This is a genomic window from Ferrovibrio sp. (assembly GCF_002796975.1).
In the GTDB taxonomy this organism is placed as follows: Bacteria; Pseudomonadota; Alphaproteobacteria; order Ferrovibrionales; family Ferrovibrionaceae; genus Ferrovibrio.
This window is the reverse complement of record NZ_PEKV01000023.1, coordinates 1-19,555: the sequence shown is the minus strand read 5'-3', so window position 1 is coordinate 19,555 and position 19,555 is coordinate 1. Positions and strand designations below refer to the sequence as shown.

Below are 19,555 nucleotides of genomic sequence, written 5' to 3'. Positions count from 1 at the left end.
TTCGCCATCCGCGAAGGCGGTCGTACCGTCGGCGCAGGCGTCGTCGCCAAGGTCATCGCGTAATTGCGCTGATCTCGGTCTGACGCGCGATGCAGGGGTGTAGCTCAACTGGCTAGAGCACCGGTCTCCAAAACCGGGGGTTGGGGGTTCGACTCCCTCCGCCCCTGCCAGCGTGGCAGACGTAAACGAGTTTGAGTTTAGGATAACAAGGCGATGGCGAAAGTCAGTCCGATCGAGTTCTTCCGGCAGGTCCGGCAGGAGACCGCAAAGGTCACCTGGCCGAGCCGTAAGGAAACCCTGATCACCACGGCCATGGTGTTCTTGATGGGACTGGTCGCTGCGCTGTTCTTTTTTGTGGTCGACACGATCCTGCGCTTTGGCGTGCAGTTGATCCTCGGCCTGGGGAGCTAAAGACGATGACGGCGCGCTGGTACATCGTCCATGTCTACGCGAACTTCGAAAAGAAGGTCGCGCAGGCGATCCGCGATGGCGCGGCACAGAAGGGCATGGCCGAGCACTTTGAAGAAGTGCTGGTGCCGACCGAGGAAGTGGTGGAAGTCCGCCGCGGCCAGAAGGTCAATGCCGAACGCAAGTTCTTCCCCGGTTATGTGCTGGTGAAGATGAACCTGACCGACGAGACCTATCACCTCGTCAAGAATACGCCGAAGGTCACCGGTTTCCTGAGTTCTGGCGGCAAGCCTGCCCCGATCACGGAAGCCGAGGCGCAGCGTGTGGCCAACCAGGTGAAGGAGGGCGTGGAGCATCCCAAGCCGTCCATCACGTTCGAGGTTGGCGAGCAGGTGCGTGTGGCCGATGGCCCGTTCACGTCGTTCTCTGGCGTGGTGGAAGAAGTGGACGAAGAGCGCGCGCGCCTCAAGGTGGCAGTGTCGATCTTTGGTCGCGCCACCCCGGTGGAGCTGGAATACAGCCAGGTCGAGAAGCTCTGATCTGACTGTTTGCGTACCCCGGCAGCGTATCGCCGGGTTCACCGTGTGGGAGACAGCTAAGGTCCTTGTTCGCCGGACCGACCCGTCGCACCACGCATCCGCTAGCGGAAGAGCAGGGCTCTTCCAGGCAGGAAAGGAAAGAGTATGGCGAAGAAGATTGATGGCTACATCAAGCTGCAGGTTCCGGCCGGTAAGGCCAACCCGTCGCCGCCGATTGGTCCGGCTCTCGGCCAGCGCGGCGTCAACATCATGGAATTCTGCAAAGCGTTTAACGCGCAGACCAAGGACCTCGAGCAGGACATGCCGATTCCGGTGGTGATCACCGTGTATTCGGACCGCTCGTTCACCTTCATCACCAAGACCCCGCCGGTGACCTACTTCCTGAAGAAGGCCGCCAACATCAAGTCCGGTTCGAAGACGACCGGCCGTGGTGACAAAGTCGGTTCGGTGACGATGGACCAGGTGCGCGAGATCGCCAAGGCCAAGATGAAGGATCTCAACGCGCACGACGTCGAGGCTGCGGCCCGCATGATCGTGGGTTCGGCCCGTTCGATGGGCCTGGACGTCAGCGGCCAGTAAGGGGAGATCCGGATATGAGCATCAAGGGCAAGCGTTACACCTCCGCCGCCAAGACGGTGAATCCCGATCATCGCTATGGTCTCGAAGAGGCCGTGAAGATGGTGAAGGCCAATGCCAAGGCCAAGTTCGACGAGACCATCGAGATTGCGATGAACCTCGGCGTCGATCCGCGTCATGCCGACCAGATGGTCCGCGGCGTGGTGACCATGCCGTCGGGCACCGGCAAGACCGTGCGCGTCGCCGTCTTCGCCAAGGGTCCGAAGGCCGAGGAAGCCAAGAAGGCTGGTGCCGATCTGGTCGGCGCCGACGATCTGGCCGAAATCATCAACACCGGCAAGATCGAATTCGATCGCTGCATTGCCACCCCGGACATGATGGCCGTGGTCGGCAAGCTGGGTAAGGTGCTGGGTCCGCGGGGCCTGATGCCGAACCCGAAGCTGGGCTCGGTGACCATGGATGTCGCAGGCGCCGTCAAGGCGGCCAAGGGCGGCCAGGTTGAGTTCCGCGTCGAGAAGGCGGGCCTGATCCAGGCCGGTATCGCCAAGGCATCGTTCACCGAGGCGCAGATCCTCGCGAACGTGAAGGCCTTCCTCGATGCCGTGAACAAGGCCAAGCCGACCGGCGTGAAGGGTCATTATGTGAAGAAGATCGCGCTCACCTCGACCATGGGTCCGGGCGTGCGACTTGAACTGAGCGATGCCATGGGCGGCGGCGATAAGGCCACTGCCTAAGCATTGAAGATTTCGCCGGCCCTTCTTCGGAAGGGCCGGCGAAGCGGTATTTCGGGAAACCGCAATATCGCAACCTGTCCGAGACTGCAGGCCCCCGGAAGTTTTCGAACCGATGGGTTTAATGGGAATGGCCACCTGCATAGACGGGGAAGAGAATTTTCTAGGCTCCGGTTACGACCGGGTCCGTGAAGGTTCGAGCCCTGGGACAGGCGAACCGGGTGGTCGGTTTGCCGCAGACGGTAGAGCGAAAGCAAAGCCGTGGCGACCAGTCGATCGCTCAAGTGCCAACCAGGATCAGGGCAACCTGATTCCTTGTTTAGGAGACGAACAGTGGATCGTGCTCAAAAACAGGAGATGGTGACCACCCTCAACAAGGTCTTCAACGAGGCCGAAGTTGTCGTGGTAACCCAGAACGCCGGTCTGACCGTCGCTCAGGTAACTGAGCTGCGCCGTCAGATGAAGGCGGCTGGCGCCAGCTTCAAGGTCGCGAAAAACCGTCTTGTCTGCCTCGCCCTCGAGGGCACGCCCTACGCATCCCTGAAGAATCTCTTCAAGGGTCCGACCGGCATTGCGTATGCCAATGATCCGGTCGCAGCAGCGAAGGTCGCCGTGGAGTTCGCCAAGAAGAACGAGAAGTTTCTCGTTATCGGCGGCGCCATGGGCGAAACCGTCCTGAATGCTGATGGTGTGAAAGCCTTGGCGACCTTGCCGTCGCTCGACGAACTGCGCGGCAAGATCATCGGCCTGCTCAATGCGCCTGCGACCAAGGTCGCTGGTGTCGTGCAGGCGCCGGCTGGCCAGTTGGCCCGCCTGCTCAATGCGTATGCCACGAAGGTTTAAGGCCGCAAGCCGAACCGTAACTGTCTAACCAGGTATCGAACCTACAAACTTAGGAGTCACTAAAATGGCTGATTTGAACAAGATCGTTGACGAACTGTCGACGCTGACCGTCCTCGAAGCTGCTGAGCTTGCCAAGCTTCTCGAAGAGAAGTGGGGCGTCTCGGCTGCTGCTCCGGTTGCTGTTGCTGCCGCTGGCGGCGGCGCTGCTGCTCCGGCCGCTGAAGAGAAGACCGAGTTCAACGTGATCCTCGCCGATGCCGGCGCGAACAAGATCAACGTGATCAAGGAAGTCCGTGCGATTACGGGCCTGGGCCTCAAGGAAGCCAAGGACCTGGTCGAAGGCGCTCCGAAGGCCGTCAAGGAGGGCGTCAACAAGGACGACGCCGCCAAGCTCAAGGCTCAGCTCGAAGCCGCTGGCGCCAAGGTCGAAGTCAAGTAATACGCCTAAGACGAGGGGCGGGTCCGGTGTGGACCTGCCCCCCGTTTACCCTGGCAGAGTTGCTCTTTTTGGGGGCAGCCCTATATCAGGGGCTATTTTTAAACCACACCCCGGCCGCCGCGGAATTTTGGCGGGTCGATGCAGTACCGGATCTCTGGGCGCGGCGATCGCCCGGCGGGATTAATAGGCCCGCGAAATTCATCGCTGGTCCGGCACTGCGCAGCGTGACAGACGCTGCCCATTAGAGATTTGGGACAGACATGACCTTGTCGTTCACCGGCCGCAAGCGCGTTCGCAAAAGCTTCGGACGCATCCCGTCCGTCACCTCGATGCCCAACCTGATCGAGGTTCAGAAAAGCTCCTACGACAGTTTCCTGATGATGAACGACGCTGGCGACCAGCGTCCCGANNGAGTGCATGCAGCGCGGCATGACCTTTGCTGCGCCGCTGAAGGTGACGCTCCGCCTGATCGTCTTCGAAGTCGATCCCGACACCCAGGCCAAGTCGGTCAAGGGCATCAAGGAGCAGGATGTCTACATGGGCGACATGCCGCTCATGACCGACAAGGGCACCTTCATCATCAACGGCACCGAGCGCGTCATCGTTTCGCAGATGCATCGCAGCCCGGGTGTGTTCTTCGACCACGACAAGGGCAAGACCCATTCGTCGGGCAAGTATCTCTATACCGCCCGCGTCATTCCCTATCGCGGCTCGTGGCTCGACTTTGAGTTCGATGCCAAGGACATCGTGCATGTCCGCATCGATCGTCGCCGCAAGCTGCCCGTCACCACGCTGTTCTTCGCGCTCGGCCTGACCCAGGAAGAGATTCTGGATTCCTTCTACAAGAAGGTGATCTACAAGCGCGACAAGAAGGGCTGGCGCGTCGACTATAACGCTGAGCGTATGCGCGGCGTGCGTGTCAACAACGATCTGATCAATGCCAAGACCGGCAAGGTGATGGTCGAAGCCGGCACCAAGATCACCCCGCGACTGGCCAAGAAGCTGGCGGAAGAGGGCCTCAAGGAGCTGCTCGTCTCGCCGGAAGACATGGTCGGCAAGTTCAATTCGCTCGACATCGTCAACGAAGAGAGCGGTGAAATCTATCTTGAGGCGGGCGAAGAGCTCGACGTCAAGAAGATCGATCTGCTGGAAGCCGCCGGCATTGAGCAGATCTCGGTGCTCGACGTCGACCACGTCACCATCGGCGCCTATATCCGCAACACCATGGTTGCTGACAAGCATCAGGGCCGCGAGCAGGCGCTGTTCGAAATCTACCGCGTGATGCGTCCGGGCGAGCCGCCGACGATGGACACCGCCGAGGCGCTGTTCCACGGCCTGTTCTTCGATTCCGAGCGCTACGATCTCTCGGCCGTGGGCCGCGTGAAGATGAATGCCCGCCTCAACCTCGAGGCTGACGACACCGTTCGCGTGCTGCGTACCGAAGATATCCTGGCCTGCGTGCGTACCCTGACCGAACTCAAGGATGGTCGCGGCGAAATCGACGACATCGACCATCTCGGCAACCGCCGTGTCCGTTCGGTCGGCGAGCTGATGGAAAATCAGTACCGCATCGGCCTGGTGCGCATGGAGCGTGCGATCCGCGAGCGTATGAGCTCGGTCGAGATCGACACGGTCATGCCGCATGACCTGATCAATGCGAAGCCGGCTGCCGCTGCCGTGCGCGAGTTCTTCGGCTCGAGCCAGCTGTCGCAGTTTATGGACCAGACCAACCCGCTGTCGGAAATCACCCATAAGCGCCGTCTCTCGGCGCTTGGCCCGGGTGGTCTGACCCGTGAGCGCGCCGGCTTCGAGGTGCGCGACGTGCATCCGACGCATTACGGCCGCATCTGCCCGATCGAGACGCCGGAAGGCCCGAACATCGGTCTGATCAACTCGCTGGCCACCTATGCCCGCGTCAACCAGTACGGCTTCATCGAGAGCCCGTATCGCCGCGTGCGTGACGGCAAGGTCACCGACGAGGTGATCTATCTGACCGCGATGGAAGAGGGCAAATACACCATCGCCCAGGCGAATGCCGAGATCGACGCCAAGGGCAAGCTGGCCGGTGACCTGGTCTCCTGCCGCCGCAACGGCGACTTTGTGATGGTGCGTCCTGAAGGCATCGACTTCATGGACGTGTCGCCGAAGCAGCTGGTTTCGGTCGCCGCGGCGCTGATCCCGTTCCTTGAGAACGACGACGCCAACCGCGCGCTGATGGGCTCGAATATGCAGCGTCAGGCGGTTCCGCTGGTGCGCGCCGAGGCGCCGCTGGTCGGCACCGGCATGGAAGAGATTGTGGCCCGCGATTCCGGCGCCACCATCGTCGCCAAGCGGACCGGTGTGGTCGACCAGATCGACGGTACTCGTATCGTCGTTCGCGTGTCGGAAGAGACCGACATGTCGAAGTCGAACGTCGACATCTACAAGCTGCTGAAGTTCCAGCGCTCGAACCAGAACACCTGCATCACCCAGCGTCCGCTGGTGAAGGTGGGCGACCAGGTCCGGGCTGGTGACATCATCGGCGACGGTCCGTCGACCGAGCTGGGCGAACTGGCGCTGGGCCGCAATGTGCTCGTCGCCTTCATGCCCTGGAACGGCTACAACTTCGAAGATTCGATCCTGATCAGCGAACGTATCGCCAAGGACGACGTCTTCACCTCGATCCATATCGAGGAATTTGAAGTGATGGCCCGCGACACCAAGCTCGGCCCTGAGGAAATCACCCGCGACATTCCGAACGTGGGCGAAGAAGGCCTCAAGAACCTCGACGAAGCCGGCATCGTGTATATCGGTGCCGAAGTGCATCCTGGCGACATCATGGTCGGCAAGATCACGCCGAAGGGCGAAAGCCCGATGACGCCGGAAGAGAAGCTGCTGCGCGCCATCTTCGGTGAAAAGGCTTCGGATGTGCGCGACAGCTCGCTGCGCGTACCGCCGGGTGTGTCTGGTACGGTCGTGGAAGTGCGTGTCTTCTCCCGTCACGGTGTGGAGAAGGACGAGCGCGCGCTCGCCATCGAGCGCGCGGAGATCGAGCGTCTGGCCAAGGACCGCGACGACGAGAAGGCGATCATCGAGCGCGCCATCTATGGCCGCCTGAAGGAGCTGCTGATCGGCAAGCAGGCCGACAAGGGCCCGAAGGGCTTCAAGGACGGCGGCAAGATCGACGACGCAGTGCTGGCCGAACTGACCCCGGGCCAGTGGTGGCAGATCAGCGTCAAGAACGAAAAGTCGATGACCGACATCGAGGCGCTGAAGAAGCAGTATGACGCGGCCACCGGCCGTATCCAGAAGCGCTTCGAGGACAAGGTCGAGAAGCTGCAGCGCGGCGACGAACTGCCCCCGGGCGTGATGAAGATGGTCAAGGTCTTCGTGGCTGTGAAGCGCAAGCTGCAGCCGGGCGACAAGATGGCCGGCCGTCACGGCAACAAGGGTGTCGTGTCGCGCATCGTGCCTGAAGAAGACATGCCCTACCTCGAGGACGGCCAGCCGGTCGACATCGTGCTGAATCCGCTGGGCGTGCCGTCGCGCATGAACGTCGGTCAGATCCTTGAGACGCATCTGGGCTGGGCTTCGGCCGGTATCGGCCGCCAGATCGGCGAGATGCTCGACAAGGTCAATCGCAATGCGGCCAAGGCGGCCGACCTGCGGAACCTGATGAAGGGCGTTTACTCGAAGCAGGAATATGCCGAGAAGATCAACGATCTGTCGGATGACCAGGTCCTCGAGCTGAGCTCCAACTTGCGTCGCGGTGTGCCGATGGCCACGCCGGTCTTCGATGGTGCGCATGAACCCGACATCGTCGAGATGCTGGAGAAGGCGGGCTTCCACACTTCGGGTCAGTCGACCCTGGTGGATGGTCGCACCGGCGAGGCGTTCGATCGCAAGGTGACCGTCGGCTACATCTACATGCTGAAGCTGCACCACCTGGTCGATGACAAGATCCATGCCCGTTCGATCGGTCCTTACAGTCTCGTCACCCAGCAGCCGCTGGGCGGCAAGGCCCAGTTCGGCGGTCAGCGCTTCGGCGAAATGGAGGTCTGGGCGCTGCAGGCATACGGCGCCGCCTACACCTTGCAGGAAATGCTGACTGTGAAGTCGGACGACGTGGCTGGCCGCTCGAAGGTTTACGAGTCGATCGTGCGCGGCGACACCAACTTCGAGGCAGGTATCCCTGAATCGTTCAACGTGCTGGTCAAGGAAATGCGGTCGCTCGGCCTGAATGTCGAGCTGTCGCAGCGTTCCTACTGATCGCCACGAAACATTTCCTCCGATAGGAGACGATAGATATGAACGAACTTAGCAACGTTTTCGGCCAGCCGCAGAACGCCCAGGCTTTCGACCAGATCCAGATCTCGATCGCTTCGCCGGAGCGTATCCGTTCTTGGTCCTACGGCGAGATCAAGAAGCCTGAGACCATCAACTACCGCACCTTCAAGCCGGAGCGGGACGGTCTGTTCTGCGCCCGCATCTTTGGTCCGATCAAGGACTACGAGTGCCTGTGCGGCAAGTACAAGCGCATGAAGTATCGCGGCGTGATCTGCGAGAAGTGCGGCGTTGAAGTCACGCTCTCGAAGGTGCGTCGCGAGCGCATGGGCCATATCGAACTGGCCTCGCCGGTTGCGCATATCTGGTTCCTCAAGTCGCTGCCCTCGCGCATCGGCCTGATGCTGGACATGACGCTGAAAGATCTCGAACGCATCCTGTATTTCGAGAACTACGTCGTGGTCGAGCCGGGCCTCAGCCCGCTCAAGCAGTTTGACCTGCTGACGGAAGAGCAACTCTTCCGCGCCCAGGAAGAATATGGCGATGACAGCTTCGTCGCCAAGATCGGCGCGGAAGCCATCCGCGACCTGCTGATCGCCCTCGACCTGGAAAAGGCCCGCGAAGATATTCGCCAGGAACTGGCCGAGACCACTTCGGAACTGAAGCCAAAGAAGCTGGTCAAGCGCCTGAAGCTGGTCGAAGCCTTCATCGATTCCGGCAACAAGCCGGAATGGATGGTCATGACCGTGATCCCGGTGATCCCGCCCGAGCTGCGCCCGCTGGTGCCGCTGGACGGTGGCCGGTTCGCCACGTCGGATCTGAACGATCTGTATCGTCGCGTCATTAATCGTAACAATCGCCTGAAGCGCCTGATCGAGCTGCGTGCGCCGGACATCATCGTCCGCAACGAAAAGCGCATGCTGCAGGAAGCCGTGGATGCCCTGTTCGACAACGGCCGTCGCGGCCGCGTCATCACCGGCGCCAACAAACGTCCGCTGAAGTCGCTCAGCGACATGCTGAAGGGCAAGCAGGGTCGCTTCCGTCAGAACCTGCTCGGCAAGCGCGTCGACTACTCGGGCCGTTCGGTCATCGTGGTCGGCCCGGAGCTGAAGCTGCACCAGTGCGGCCTGCCGAAGAAGATGGCGCTCGAACTCTTCAAGCCGTTCATCTACTCCAAGCTTGAGCTGCGCGGCCTGGCCGCCACTGTCAAGATGGCGAAGAAGATGGTGGAAAAGGAGCGTCCGGAAGTCTGGGATATCCTGGAAGAGGTGATCCGCGAGCATCCGGTTCTGCTGAACCGCGCGCCGACGCTGCACCGTCTGGGCATCCAGGCCTTCGAGCCGACCCTGATCGAAGGCAAGGCGATCCAGCTGCATCCGCTGGTCTGCGCCGCCTTCAACGCCGACTTCGACGGTGACCAGATGGCGGTGCATGTGCCGCTGTCGCTGGAAGCCCAGCTCGAAGCCCGCGTGCTGATGATGTCGACCAATAACATCCTCAGCCCCGCGAACGGCAAGCCGATCATCGTGCCGTCGCAGGACATCGTGCTCGGCCTGTATTATACCACCATGGAGCGCCCCAGTCCGCTTGGCGATGTCGTCAAGATGAAGGACATGAATGCGCTGCTGAAGGCCTGGGCCGATGATGACGTGATCATCTACGACCCCAAGACCAAGGTGGAAGTGCCGAAGACGGCCGTGAAGGCTGAGCTGGAGCGCATCGTGCAGGGCGGCGCCGTGGTCGAAAAGACCCCGGTCTTCACGACGATTGCCGAAATCCAGCAGGCGCTGGATGCCAAGGCGATCACGCTGCATCATCGCATTAAGGCGCGCCTGAACACGGTGGATGGCGAGGGCAATCCGATCATTGTTCGCGTCACCACCACGCCGGGCCGCATGCTGCTCAGCGAGATCCTGCCGCGTCACAAGAACGTGCCGTTCCGCGTGATCAACCAGCAGCTGACCAAGAAGGAAATCACCAACGTCATCGACGTGGTGTATCGCCATTGCGGTCAGAAAGAGACCGTCATCTTCTGCGATCGCATGATGGCGCTCGGCTTCACCCGCGCCTTCAAGGCCGGCATTTCCTTCGGGAAGGACGACATGGTCGTGCCGTCGTCGAAGCTGAAGCACATCGACGACACCAAGAAGCTGGTCGGCGAATACGAGCAGCAGTACCAGGATGGTCTGATCACCCAGGGCGAGAAGTACAACAAGGTGGTCGATGCCTGGTCTCAGTGCACCGATCGCGTCGCCGATGAAATGATGAAGGTCATTCAGACGGACATCGATCAGGTCAACGGTCAGCGCAAGCCGATCAACTCGATCTGGATGATGGCTCATTCGGGCGCCCGCGGTTCGGCCGCCCAGATGAAGCAGCTCGCCGGCATGCGCGGCCTGATGGCCAAGCCGTCGGGCGAGATCATCGAGACGCCGATCATCTCGAACTTCAAGGAAGGCCTCACCGTGCTCGAGTATTTCAACTCGACCCACGGCGCCCGTAAGGGTCTGGCCGACACGGCGCTCAAGACGGCGAATTCGGGTTACCTGACCCGCCGTCTGGTCGACGTGGCGCAGGACTGTATCATCACCGAGGACGACTGCGGCACCGAGCGCGGCCTGACCGTGCGCGAGGTTGTCGAAGGCGCCGAAGTGATCGCCACGCTGGGCGAGCGCATCCTGGGCCGCACGCCGAGCATCGACGTAAAGCATCCGCTGTCGGGCGAAGTGATCGTGCCCGCCGGCCATCTGATCGAAGAGCGCGACGTTGATCGTATCGAAACGGCCGGCGTGGAAAGCATGCTGATCCGCTCCGTGCTGACCTGCGACAGCGAGACCGGCGTCTGCGGCAAGTGCTACGGCCGCGATCTGGCCCGCGGTACCAAGGTCAACATCGGTGAAGCTGTCGGCGTCATCGCCGCGCAGTCGATCGGTGAGCCGGGTACCCAGCTCACCATGCGTACCTTCCACATCGGCGGCACCGCCCAGGTGGCGGAGCAGTCGAGCCTGGAGGCCGCCTATGATGCGACCATCAAGATCTCGAACCGCAACCTGGTGACCGACAGCCAGGGCCGCTTCGTGGTGATGGGCCGCAACTGCGAGGTCGTCCTGGTTGACGCCAACGGTCGCGAACGCGCCCGCCATAAGGTGCCGTACGGCGCCCGTCTGGTGGCCGACGAAGGCGGCAGCGTCAAGAAGGGTCAGCGTATCGCCGATTGGGATCCGTACACCCGCCCGGTCATCACCGAGCGCGAGGGCGTCGTGAACTATCGCGACCTCGTCGAAGGCGTGTCGATGCGCGAAGCCACCGATGAGTCGACCGGCATTTCCTACAAGGTCGTCTCCGACTGGAAGCAGAACCCGAAGGGCAGCGAACTGCGTCCGCGCATCACGCTGCGTGACACCAAAGGCGAGATCCTCATGCTCGTCAGCGGTGCCGAGGCCCGTTACTACCTCTCGGCCGACGCCATCCTGTCGGTTGAGGACGGTGCGCAGGTGCATGCCGGCGACGTGCTGGCGCGTATCCCGGTGGAAGGCACCAAGACGCGCGACATCACCGGCGGTCTGCCGCGTGTGGCCGAGCTCTTCGAAGCCCGCCGCCCGAAGGATCATGCCGTCATCGCGGAAATCGACGGCCGCGTCGAGTTCGGCAAGGATTACAAGGCCAAGCGCCGCCTGATCCTGAAGCCGGCCGAAGAGGGCGTCGATCCAGTCGAATACCTGATCCCGAAGGGCAAGCAGATTGCCGTTCAGGAAGGCGACTTCGTCCGCGTGGGCGACCATTTGCTCGATGGCAACCCGGCGCCGCACGACATCCTGAAGGTGCTCGGCGTGGAAGCGCTGGCCAACTATCTCGTGAACGAGATCCAGGAGGTCTATCGTCTGCAGGGCGTGAAGATCAACGACAAGCACATCGAGGTGATTTGCCGCCAGATGCTGCAGAAGATCGAGATCATCGACCCGGCCGAGACCACCTTCCTGATCGGCGAGCAGGTTGACCGGAGCGAGTTCGAAGAGGTGAATGCCAAGACCGAAGCCGAAGGCCGCAAGCCGGCCAAGGGCATGCCGGTCCTGCTCGGCATCACCAAGGCGAGCCTGCAGACCCGGTCGTTCTTCTCGGCGGCCTCGTTCCAGGAGACCACCCGCGTGCTCACCGAAGCTGCCGTCGGCGGCAAGGTGGACAAGCTGATCGGCCTCAAGGAGAACGTGATCGTCGGTCGCCTGATCCCGGTCGGCACCGGCGCGATCATGAACCGTATGAAGGGCTTGGCTGCCCAGCGCGATCGCGATTTCGCCGATGCGCTGGAAAGCGAACTGCAGGCTGCCGTCGGCGACGCCGCCGAGTAAGCCCAAGGTTCATATCCAATAGCGAAGGGCGGGCCGCAAGGTCCGCCCTTTTGCTTGCCGCCCCCTTCGAATCACCCTAAGCCATCACCATGGACTGGCAGGATGAAGGCGTTGTTCTGAGCGTTCGCCATCACGGCGAGAGCGCCCGGATCGTGACATTGCTGACCGAAAGCCACGGCCGCCATGCCGGGTTGCTGCGCGGCTCGGGCACGGGCAGGGGCGGTGCTTTGCAGCCCGGCCAGCTCGTCGGCGCCGAATGGCGCGCGCGGCTGTCGGAGCAGCTTGGCTATTACACGCTCGAAGCCCTGAAACATCCCGCCGCGCTGATGCTGGACGATCCCGCCCGGCTCGCCGCACTCCGCGCAGTCTGCGCGCTCGTCGATGCGGCACTGCCTGAGCGCGAACCGCATCCCAATCTGTTCGGTGCCACCAAGGCGCTGCTCGGTCTGATGGCCGAAATGGAAGAGACCGGCGACTGGGGGGCGCTGTATGTGCGCTGGGAAATGGGCCTGCTGGCCGAGATGGGCTATGGCATCGATCTGGAAAGCTGTGCCGCCACCGGCAGCGCAACGAACCTGACGCATGTGTCACCGCGCAGCGGTCGCGCCGTGTCGGCCGAGGCCGCAGCGCCTTACATGGATCGCATGCTGGTGCTGCCTGCTTTCCTCGTCCCCGGCCGATCCGGCCCCGATTCGCGAATCAATGATCCGCTGCAGGCGGTGCAGGATGGCCTCGCGCTCACCGGTCATTTCTTGGAAAACCGTCTGTTCGCCCAGCTTCATACGCCGGTGCCGCAGGCCCGTGCGCGGCTGCTGGAGGTCGTGCACAATCAGGCCCAAAAGTAGAAAGAAAGCCCCGTCTGGTGTAGAAACCCCGTCATGAGCAAGCACCTGCCTCCCAAAGACGTCCCCGAAGATATCCGCAACGTGCCGCTGCCGGATGCACTGTCCGAGCGCTATCTGGCCTATGCGCTCAGCACCATCACCTCGCGGTCGCTGCCCGATGCGCGCGATGGCCTCAAGCCGGTGCAGCGCCGTGTGCTGTTCGCCATGCGGCTGCTCAAGCTCGACCCGGCCTCGGGCTACAAGAAATGCGCCCGCGTCGTCGGTGATGTGATCGGCAAGTACCATCCGCATGGCGACCAGTCGGTCTATGACGCGCTGGTGCGCCTGGCGCAGGATTTCGCCCAGCGCTATCCGCTGGTCGACGGCCAGGGCAATTTCGGCAATATCGACGGCGATAACGCCGCGGCGATGCGATACACCGAAGCGCGCCTGACCGAGATCGCCAATGTGCTGCTCGCCAACCTTGATGACGAGACGGTCGATTTCCGCCCCAATTACGACGGCGAAAATGACGAGCCGGTGGTGCTGCCGGCCGGCCTGCCGAACCTGCTGGCCAATGGCGCCAGCGGTATTGCGGTGGGCATGGCGACCTCGATCCCGCCGCACAATCTGCCCGAGCTGTGCGATGCGCTGCTGCATCTGATCAAACATCCGAATTCCACCATCGAAAAGCTGGTCGATTTCGTACAGGGCCCGGATTTCCCGACCGGCGGCATCATGGTCGAGCCGTTGTCGAGCCGGATCGAAGCCTACAGGACCGGCCGCGGCAGTTTCCGCCATCGTGCCAAATGGACGCAGGAAGAACTGCCGCGCGGCATGTGGCAGATCGTCGTCACCGAGATTCCCTACCAGGTGCAGAAGTCCAGGCTGATCGAGCGGATCGCCGAACTGATCACCGACAAGAAGGCGCCGCTGCTGGACGACGTGCGCGATGAATCGGCGGAAGACATCCGTCTGGTCATCATCCCGAAGAACAAGACGGTCGATCCGGCCGTGCTGATGGAAAGCCTGTTCCGGACGACCGACCTGGAAACGCGCTTCCCGCTCAACCTCAATGTGCTCGATGGCGGCAAGCTGCCCAAGGTGATGAACCTGCGTGAGGCGCTGCAGGCTTATCTCGACCATCGCCACGAGGTGCTGGAGCGCAAGAGCCGCTATCGCCAGGGCAAGATCGAACATCGTCTCGAAGTGCTCGACGGTTATCTGATCGCCTATCTCAATCTCGACGAACTGATCGAGATCATCCGCCGCGAGGATGAACCCAAGCCGGCGATGATCAAGCGGTTCAAGCTGACCGACGTTCAGGCCGAAGCCATTCTCAACATGCGGCTGCGCAGCCTGCGCAAGCTGGAAGAGATGGAGCTGCGCGGCGAGCACAAGGAACTGTCGAAGGAACTGGCCGAGCTGAAAAAGCTGCTCGGCAACGCAGATCTGCGCTGGCAGGCCATCTCTGGCGAGATCCAGGAGTTGAAGAAGCAGTTTGGCCCGAAGACCGCGCTGGGCAAGCGCCGCACCCAGATTGGCGATGCGCCGGTGATCTCGGAAGAGGCTTTCGAGGTGCTGGTCGAGCGCGAGCCGATCACCGTGATCTGCTCGGCCAAGGGCTGGATCCGCGCCATCAAGGGTCATGTGGCCGACGATGGCACTGCCGCTTTCAAGGAAGGCGACAAGGGCCGCTTCTGGCTGCATGCCGAGACCACCGACAAGCTGCTGCTGTTCGGCACCAACGGCCGCGCCTATATCATCAATTGCGACAAGCTGCCGCGCGGTCGCGGCCATGGCGAGCCGGTGCGCCTGATGATCGACCTGGGTAACGACCAGGATATTGTCGTGCTGATGAAGTATCAGGGCGAGCGCAAATTCTTGGTTGCCAGCAGCGATGGTCGCGGCTTCGTCTGCCCGGAAAGCGAAATGCTGGCCGCCACCCGCACGGGCAAGCAGATCCTGAACGTGCAGGCGCCGGCCGAAGCCTGTGTCATGAGCGAGGTTGAGGGCGATACGGTTGCCGTGATCGGCGATAACCGCAAGCTGCTGCTGTTCCCGCTGTCCGAACTGCCCGAAATGACCAAGGGCCGCGGTATCACCCTGCAGAAATACAAGGATGGCGGCCTGGCCGATGCACGCACCTTCACGCTGAAGCAGGGCCTGAGCTGGATCGACTCTTCGGGCCGCACCAAGACTGAGACCGATATCAAGGAATATCGCGGCGAGCGGGCGCAGGCCGGCCGCGTCGTCTTCCGCGGCTTCAACAAGAATAACAGGTTCTCGTAAAGTTACTCGCGGATGGCCGGGTCAAGCCTGGCCATGACATATAAAGTTTTTGTCATGCCTGGACTTGGTCCGGGCATCCACGTCTTGGGAGAGGAAACCATGGCCGCGCCCGCAATCAAAAAATACTGGCAGAATTTCATCGACGGCCAGTGGGTCGATGGCGCCACGAACGAGCGTATCGCCATCGAGAACCCCGCCACCGGTCAGCAGATCGCCGAAGTGGCGCGTGCCATGCCGGCCGATGTCGACCGTGCCGTGGCCGCCGCCCGCAAGCGCTTCAATGCCCGTACGCTCATCGACATGCGGCCGATGGCGCGCGGGGCGCTGCTGCTGGAGATTGCCGCACAGATGCGCGCGCTGGCAGACGAGATCGCGCTGACCGAATGCCTGGACAACGGCAAGTCGCTGACGGCGGCCAAGAACGAGGCGATGGCCGCCTCGCGGTATTTCTCCTACTACGGCGGTGCCACCGACAAGATCGAAGGCCGCATGATCCCGCTCGGTGCGGGCTATGTCGATTACACCGTGCCGGCGCCCTATGGTGTCTCGGCCCAGATCGTGCCGTGGAATTTCCCGCTGCAGATCGCCGCGCGCTCGGTCGCCTGTGCGCTCGCCACCGGCAACACCGTGGTGCTGAAATCGCCGGAACTGTCGCCGCTGTCCTGTTACTTCATCGCCGAGGCCTGCAAGCGCGCCGGCGTGCCGGATGGTGCCGTGAATGTGCTGTGCGGTTATGGCCATGACACCGGCGCTGCCATGGTGTCGCACAGAGACGTCGACCATATCGTCTTCACCGGCTCGCTGAAGACCGGCCAGTTCATCCTGCGCGCGGCTGCCGAACGCATCATCCCCTGTGTGATGGAGCTGGGCGGCAAGTCGGCCGGCATTGTCTTTCCGGATGCCGATCTCGACCAGGTCGCAGCCAGCACGGCGATCGGCATCTTCACCAATGCCGGCCAGGTCTGTTCGGCCGCCTCGCGCCTTGTCGTGCATCGCTCGCGGCATGACGAGGTGGTGGCAAAGATTGCAGCCCGAGCGAAGGCGCTCAGCATCGGGCCCGGCATCGATGGCAAGGATCTTGGTCCGCTGATTTCCGCATCGCAGCTCGACAAGGTAGAGGGCATGTGCCTGGCCGCGGCGCAGGATGGCGCCGAAGCCGTCACCGGGGGTCGCCGTGTCGACGGTATGCCGGGGCATTTCATGCAGCCGACGGTCTTTGCCAATGTGAAGCCGGACATGACGATGGCGCGCGAGGAAGTGTTCGGCCCGGTGCTGGCCGTGCAGGTCTATGACGATCCGGAGGAAGCCATCGCGCTGGCGAATGGCACGGATTACGGCCTCTGCGCCGGTGTCTATACGAAAGACCTGCGGCAGGCGCATTGGGCCGCGGACCGCTTGGTGGCGGGGCAGGTGTTCGTGAATGAGTGGTTCGCCGGCGGCATCGAGACGCCGTTCGGCGGCACCAAGCGTTCAGGCTACGGCCGCGAGAAGGGCCAGGAAGCTTTGCTCAGCTACGTGCAGACCAAGAATGTCGGCATCCGCATCGACGGCGGTGGCGGCGGACGCCCGGGCGGTTGAGCGGAGACCGCTGTCTCTGATCTCACAGGTCGTTATGTCCACTTGACCCGGGTATCCCGTGTCGGGGTTAAAAAAGGCCGGCGCGGGAAACCCGGCCGGCCGTCGCTCACAGGCATTCTGTCACAATCAGAATACGCCAAAGAGATAGAGAAGAATGATAATCGGGATGGGAATACCCAACAGCCACAGCAGGATGGCACGCATGAGGGAAGGCTCCGTTCTGTTGTCGTAACCTCTTCATAAACGCCCGATGCGGCATTTCGTTTCACCAGCATGGCCGGTCTTCCCAAGTCCGGGTTGAGCCTGTCAGATAGCGGGTGCAGGCTTGCCGAGTCTGGCTTTTGTACTATATTTGTTCTTATTTTACTGATCTCCGGACGCTGAGCCGGGGTGACCTGACAGGTGCAGCAATGCCAGTGGGCATGAAATGGCAGCAGGATCGGACTTTTTTGTTGGTTTCCCGCCAGAAATTCTGCTGTCGAATGGCAGTTGAGCTGGCTCTAACCGGCCTTAACTGGCTCAAACTGGTTCTAACTGGCTTTAACTGGCCGGAACTGGCTCAAACTGGCCTCGGATGGGCCTGCAACAGGCCCCAATTGGCCGGAACTGTCTCATGCTGATCGACTATCTGCAGGCCGCTTTTCTTGGCGTGATTGAGGGGCTCACCGAATTCATCCCGGTTTCCTCGACCGGCCATCTGATCCTGCTGGTTGATTTGCTCGGCTTCGAGGGACCGCCGGGCAAGGTCTTCGAGATTGCCATCCAGCTTGGCGCCATCCTCGCCATCTGCGTGGTCTACTGGCCGCGGCTCTGGGGCACGCTGGCGGGTCTGGGGCGCGACGACCGTGCGAACCGGTTCGCCGTCAATGTGCTGTGCGGCTTTCTGCCGGCGCTGGTGATCGGCTTCTTTGCGCATGGCTTCATCAAGAGCGTGCTGTTCAATCCGTGGGTCGTGTCGCTGGCGCTGATCGCCGGCGGCATCGCCATCCTCTTCATCGAGCGGGATGTGGGTGAGGGCGAGGTCGCCAGTGTCGACGACTTCAGGTTCCGCCTCAGCCTGAAGATCGGCCTGCTGCAATGCCTGGCGATGGTGCCCGGCGTATCGCGGTCGGGCGCAACAATCATGGGGGCGCGGCTGCTGGGCGTGCAGCGCGCGGCGGCCGCCGAGTTCTCCTTCTTCCTGGCGGTGCCGACCATGGTGGCTGCCACGGCCTACGACCTGTTCAAGAACCGCGACACGCTGACACTGGACGGTACCGGCCTGATCGCGACCGGTTTCATTGTCGCCTTCCTCTGCGCCCTGCTGGTCGTCCGCTCCGTGCTCGCCTTCATCAATCGCTACGGTTTCACACCTTTCGCCTGGTACCGCATTGCCGTCGGCGCCGTGATGCTGGCGGTGCTGTCGCTGCGCTAGAAAATGAAAAGAAAGAGTCCGGAGGAAACCGCTCATGGCAGAGAGCCTGCCGTCATCCGTCTACGCGACCTTTAAGCAGACTGCCGAAGCGCATCCGCAGAACAGCTTTCTCTGCGTGCCGTCACGGCCAGATCGCGCCTATGCGCCGGACGGGCTGGAGCTCAGCTACGGCGCCGTTGCGCTGATCGTCGACGATCTTGTGGCGCGCTACCGGGCCGCAGGCTATGGCCTTGGCCATCGGGTCGGACTGCTGCTGGAAATGCGGCCGGAATTTTTCTTCCACTATCTGGCGCTGAACGCGCTGGGCTGCGGTATCGTGCCGATCAATCCGGATTACCGGCATGACGAAATGCTGTACCAGATGCAGCATTCAGAGGCCGATCTGATAGTCGGCGTGCCGCATCGCGTGGCAGACCTGAAGGCGGTGGCGCGGGAGCGCAGCGAAAAGCCGCTGCCGGTTTTCGACTGCACGGCCTTGCCGGAGATTTTCCCTCCGGCGCAAACGAAGGTGCGCAGCGGCAGTATCGGTCATGATACTGAATGCACGCTGCTCTATACCTCCGGCACCACGGGCCGCCCGAAGGGCTGTATTCTCACCAATCTCTATGCGCTGACGGCCGGCGCCTGCTATCGCGATCTCGGTGGGCGACTGACCGTGAAGCCGGGCGAGGATCGCTTCTATAATCCGCTGCCCCTGTTCCACATGAACCATGCGATGGTGACGGCGAGTTGCGCCATGCTGACGGCGAACTGCCTGATCCTCACGGAACGGTTCAGCCCGACGCGCTGGTGGCAGGAGGTCGCGCAGACCCGTGCCACCATCATCCACTATCTCGGCATCGTGCCGCCGCTGCTGCTCAACCAGCCGGTCAGCCATGATGAAAAGCAGCATCGCGTGCGCTTCGGCCTGGGCGCTGGCGTCGAGCCGCAGTTGCACAAGACCTTCGAGGATCGTTTCGGCTTTCCGCTGGTCGAGGTCTGGGGCATGACCGAGACCGGTCGCATTTTCGCTGACTGCCACGATCCGCGCGAGATCGACACGCGCGCCTTCGGCCGGCCGTTGCCGGGCTTTGAGGCGATGGTGGCCGGGCCCGATGGAAACGAACTGCCGCGCGGCCAGGAGGGCGAACTGGTGGTGCGGCATTCGGCGGCCGATCCGCGGCGTGGGTTCTTCTCCGGCTATCTGAAGAACGACAAGGCCACGGCCGAAGCCTGGGCCGGCGGCTGGTTCCATACCGGCGACGTGGTGCGGCAGTCCGACAGCGGCATGCTGTATTTCGTCGACCGCATGAAAAACATCAT

The 19,555-nt window shown here is 62.2% G+C and carries 12 protein-coding genes, 1 tRNA gene and 1 pseudogene; all 14 read left to right on the top strand.

Annotation, left to right across the window (positions count from 1 at the left end):
* The first annotated feature begins 93 nt into the window (after positions 1-93).
* Positions 94-170, top strand: a tRNA-Trp gene (locus CTR53_RS20630).
* Positions 171-213: 43 nt separating this feature from the next.
* On the top strand, positions 214-411 hold the full coding sequence (gene secE / locus CTR53_RS20625; protein WP_290818186.1) for a preprotein translocase subunit SecE: 198 nt from the start codon (positions 214-216) through the stop codon (positions 409-411).
* Positions 412-416: 5 nt separating this feature from the next.
* The gene (gene nusG / locus CTR53_RS20620; RefSeq protein WP_290818183.1) at positions 417-947 is read left to right on the top strand and encodes a transcription termination/antitermination protein NusG; all 531 of its coding nucleotides are present in this window, start codon (positions 417-419) and stop codon (positions 945-947) included.
* 144 nt (positions 948-1,091) lie between these two features.
* Positions 1,092-1,526 (top strand): 50S ribosomal protein L11, encoded by a 435-nt coding sequence (rplK, locus tag CTR53_RS20615; RefSeq protein ID WP_290818180.1) that lies wholly within the window; start codon positions 1,092-1,094, stop codon positions 1,524-1,526.
* Between the two features lie 14 nt (positions 1,527-1,540).
* Complete coding sequence (gene rplA, locus CTR53_RS20610) at positions 1,541-2,257, top strand: 50S ribosomal protein L1 (protein ID WP_290818177.1); 717 nt, start codon at positions 1,541-1,543, stop codon at positions 2,255-2,257.
* 330 nt (positions 2,258-2,587) lie between these two features.
* On the top strand, positions 2,588-3,097 hold the full coding sequence (rplJ, locus tag CTR53_RS20605; protein ID WP_290818174.1) for a 50S ribosomal protein L10: 510 nt from the start codon (positions 2,588-2,590) through the stop codon (positions 3,095-3,097).
* Between the two features lie 64 nt (positions 3,098-3,161).
* The gene (rplL, locus tag CTR53_RS20600; RefSeq protein ID WP_290818171.1) at positions 3,162-3,536 is read left to right on the top strand and encodes a 50S ribosomal protein L7/L12; all 375 of its coding nucleotides are present in this window, start codon (positions 3,162-3,164) and stop codon (positions 3,534-3,536) included.
* A gap of 260 nt (positions 3,537-3,796) precedes the next feature.
* Positions 3,797-7,784, top strand: a pseudogene (rpoB, locus tag CTR53_RS20595) (DNA-directed RNA polymerase subunit beta).
* 38 nt (positions 7,785-7,822) lie between these two features.
* Complete coding sequence (gene rpoC / locus CTR53_RS20590) at positions 7,823-12,145, top strand: DNA-directed RNA polymerase subunit beta' (protein ID WP_290818168.1); 4,323 nt, start codon at positions 7,823-7,825, stop codon at positions 12,143-12,145.
* 89 nt (positions 12,146-12,234) lie between these two features.
* Positions 12,235-12,990 carry a DNA repair protein RecO gene (gene recO / locus CTR53_RS20585; protein ID WP_290818165.1) on the top strand — a complete coding sequence of 252 codons (756 nt, stop codon included), beginning with the start codon at positions 12,235-12,237 and terminating at the stop codon, positions 12,988-12,990.
* Positions 12,991-13,023: 33 nt separating this feature from the next.
* On the top strand, positions 13,024-15,261 hold the full coding sequence (parC, locus tag CTR53_RS20580) for a DNA topoisomerase IV subunit A (RefSeq protein WP_290818162.1): 2,238 nt from the start codon (positions 13,024-13,026) through the stop codon (positions 15,259-15,261).
* Positions 15,262-15,360: 99 nt separating this feature from the next.
* A complete protein-coding gene (locus CTR53_RS20575; protein WP_290818158.1) occupies positions 15,361-16,839 on the top strand; it encodes an aldehyde dehydrogenase family protein in 1,479 nt (492 codons plus the stop codon).
* Positions 16,840-17,452: 613 nt separating this feature from the next.
* Entirely contained in the window at positions 17,453-18,253 is an 801-nt protein-coding gene (locus tag CTR53_RS20570) for an undecaprenyl-diphosphate phosphatase (RefSeq protein WP_290818155.1), read from the top strand.
* A 34-nt stretch (positions 18,254-18,287) separates the two neighbouring features.
* Positions 18,288-19,555, top strand: a 1,268-nt coding sequence (locus CTR53_RS20565; RefSeq protein WP_290818152.1) for an AMP-binding protein, incomplete at its 3' end; no start/stop codon positions are given.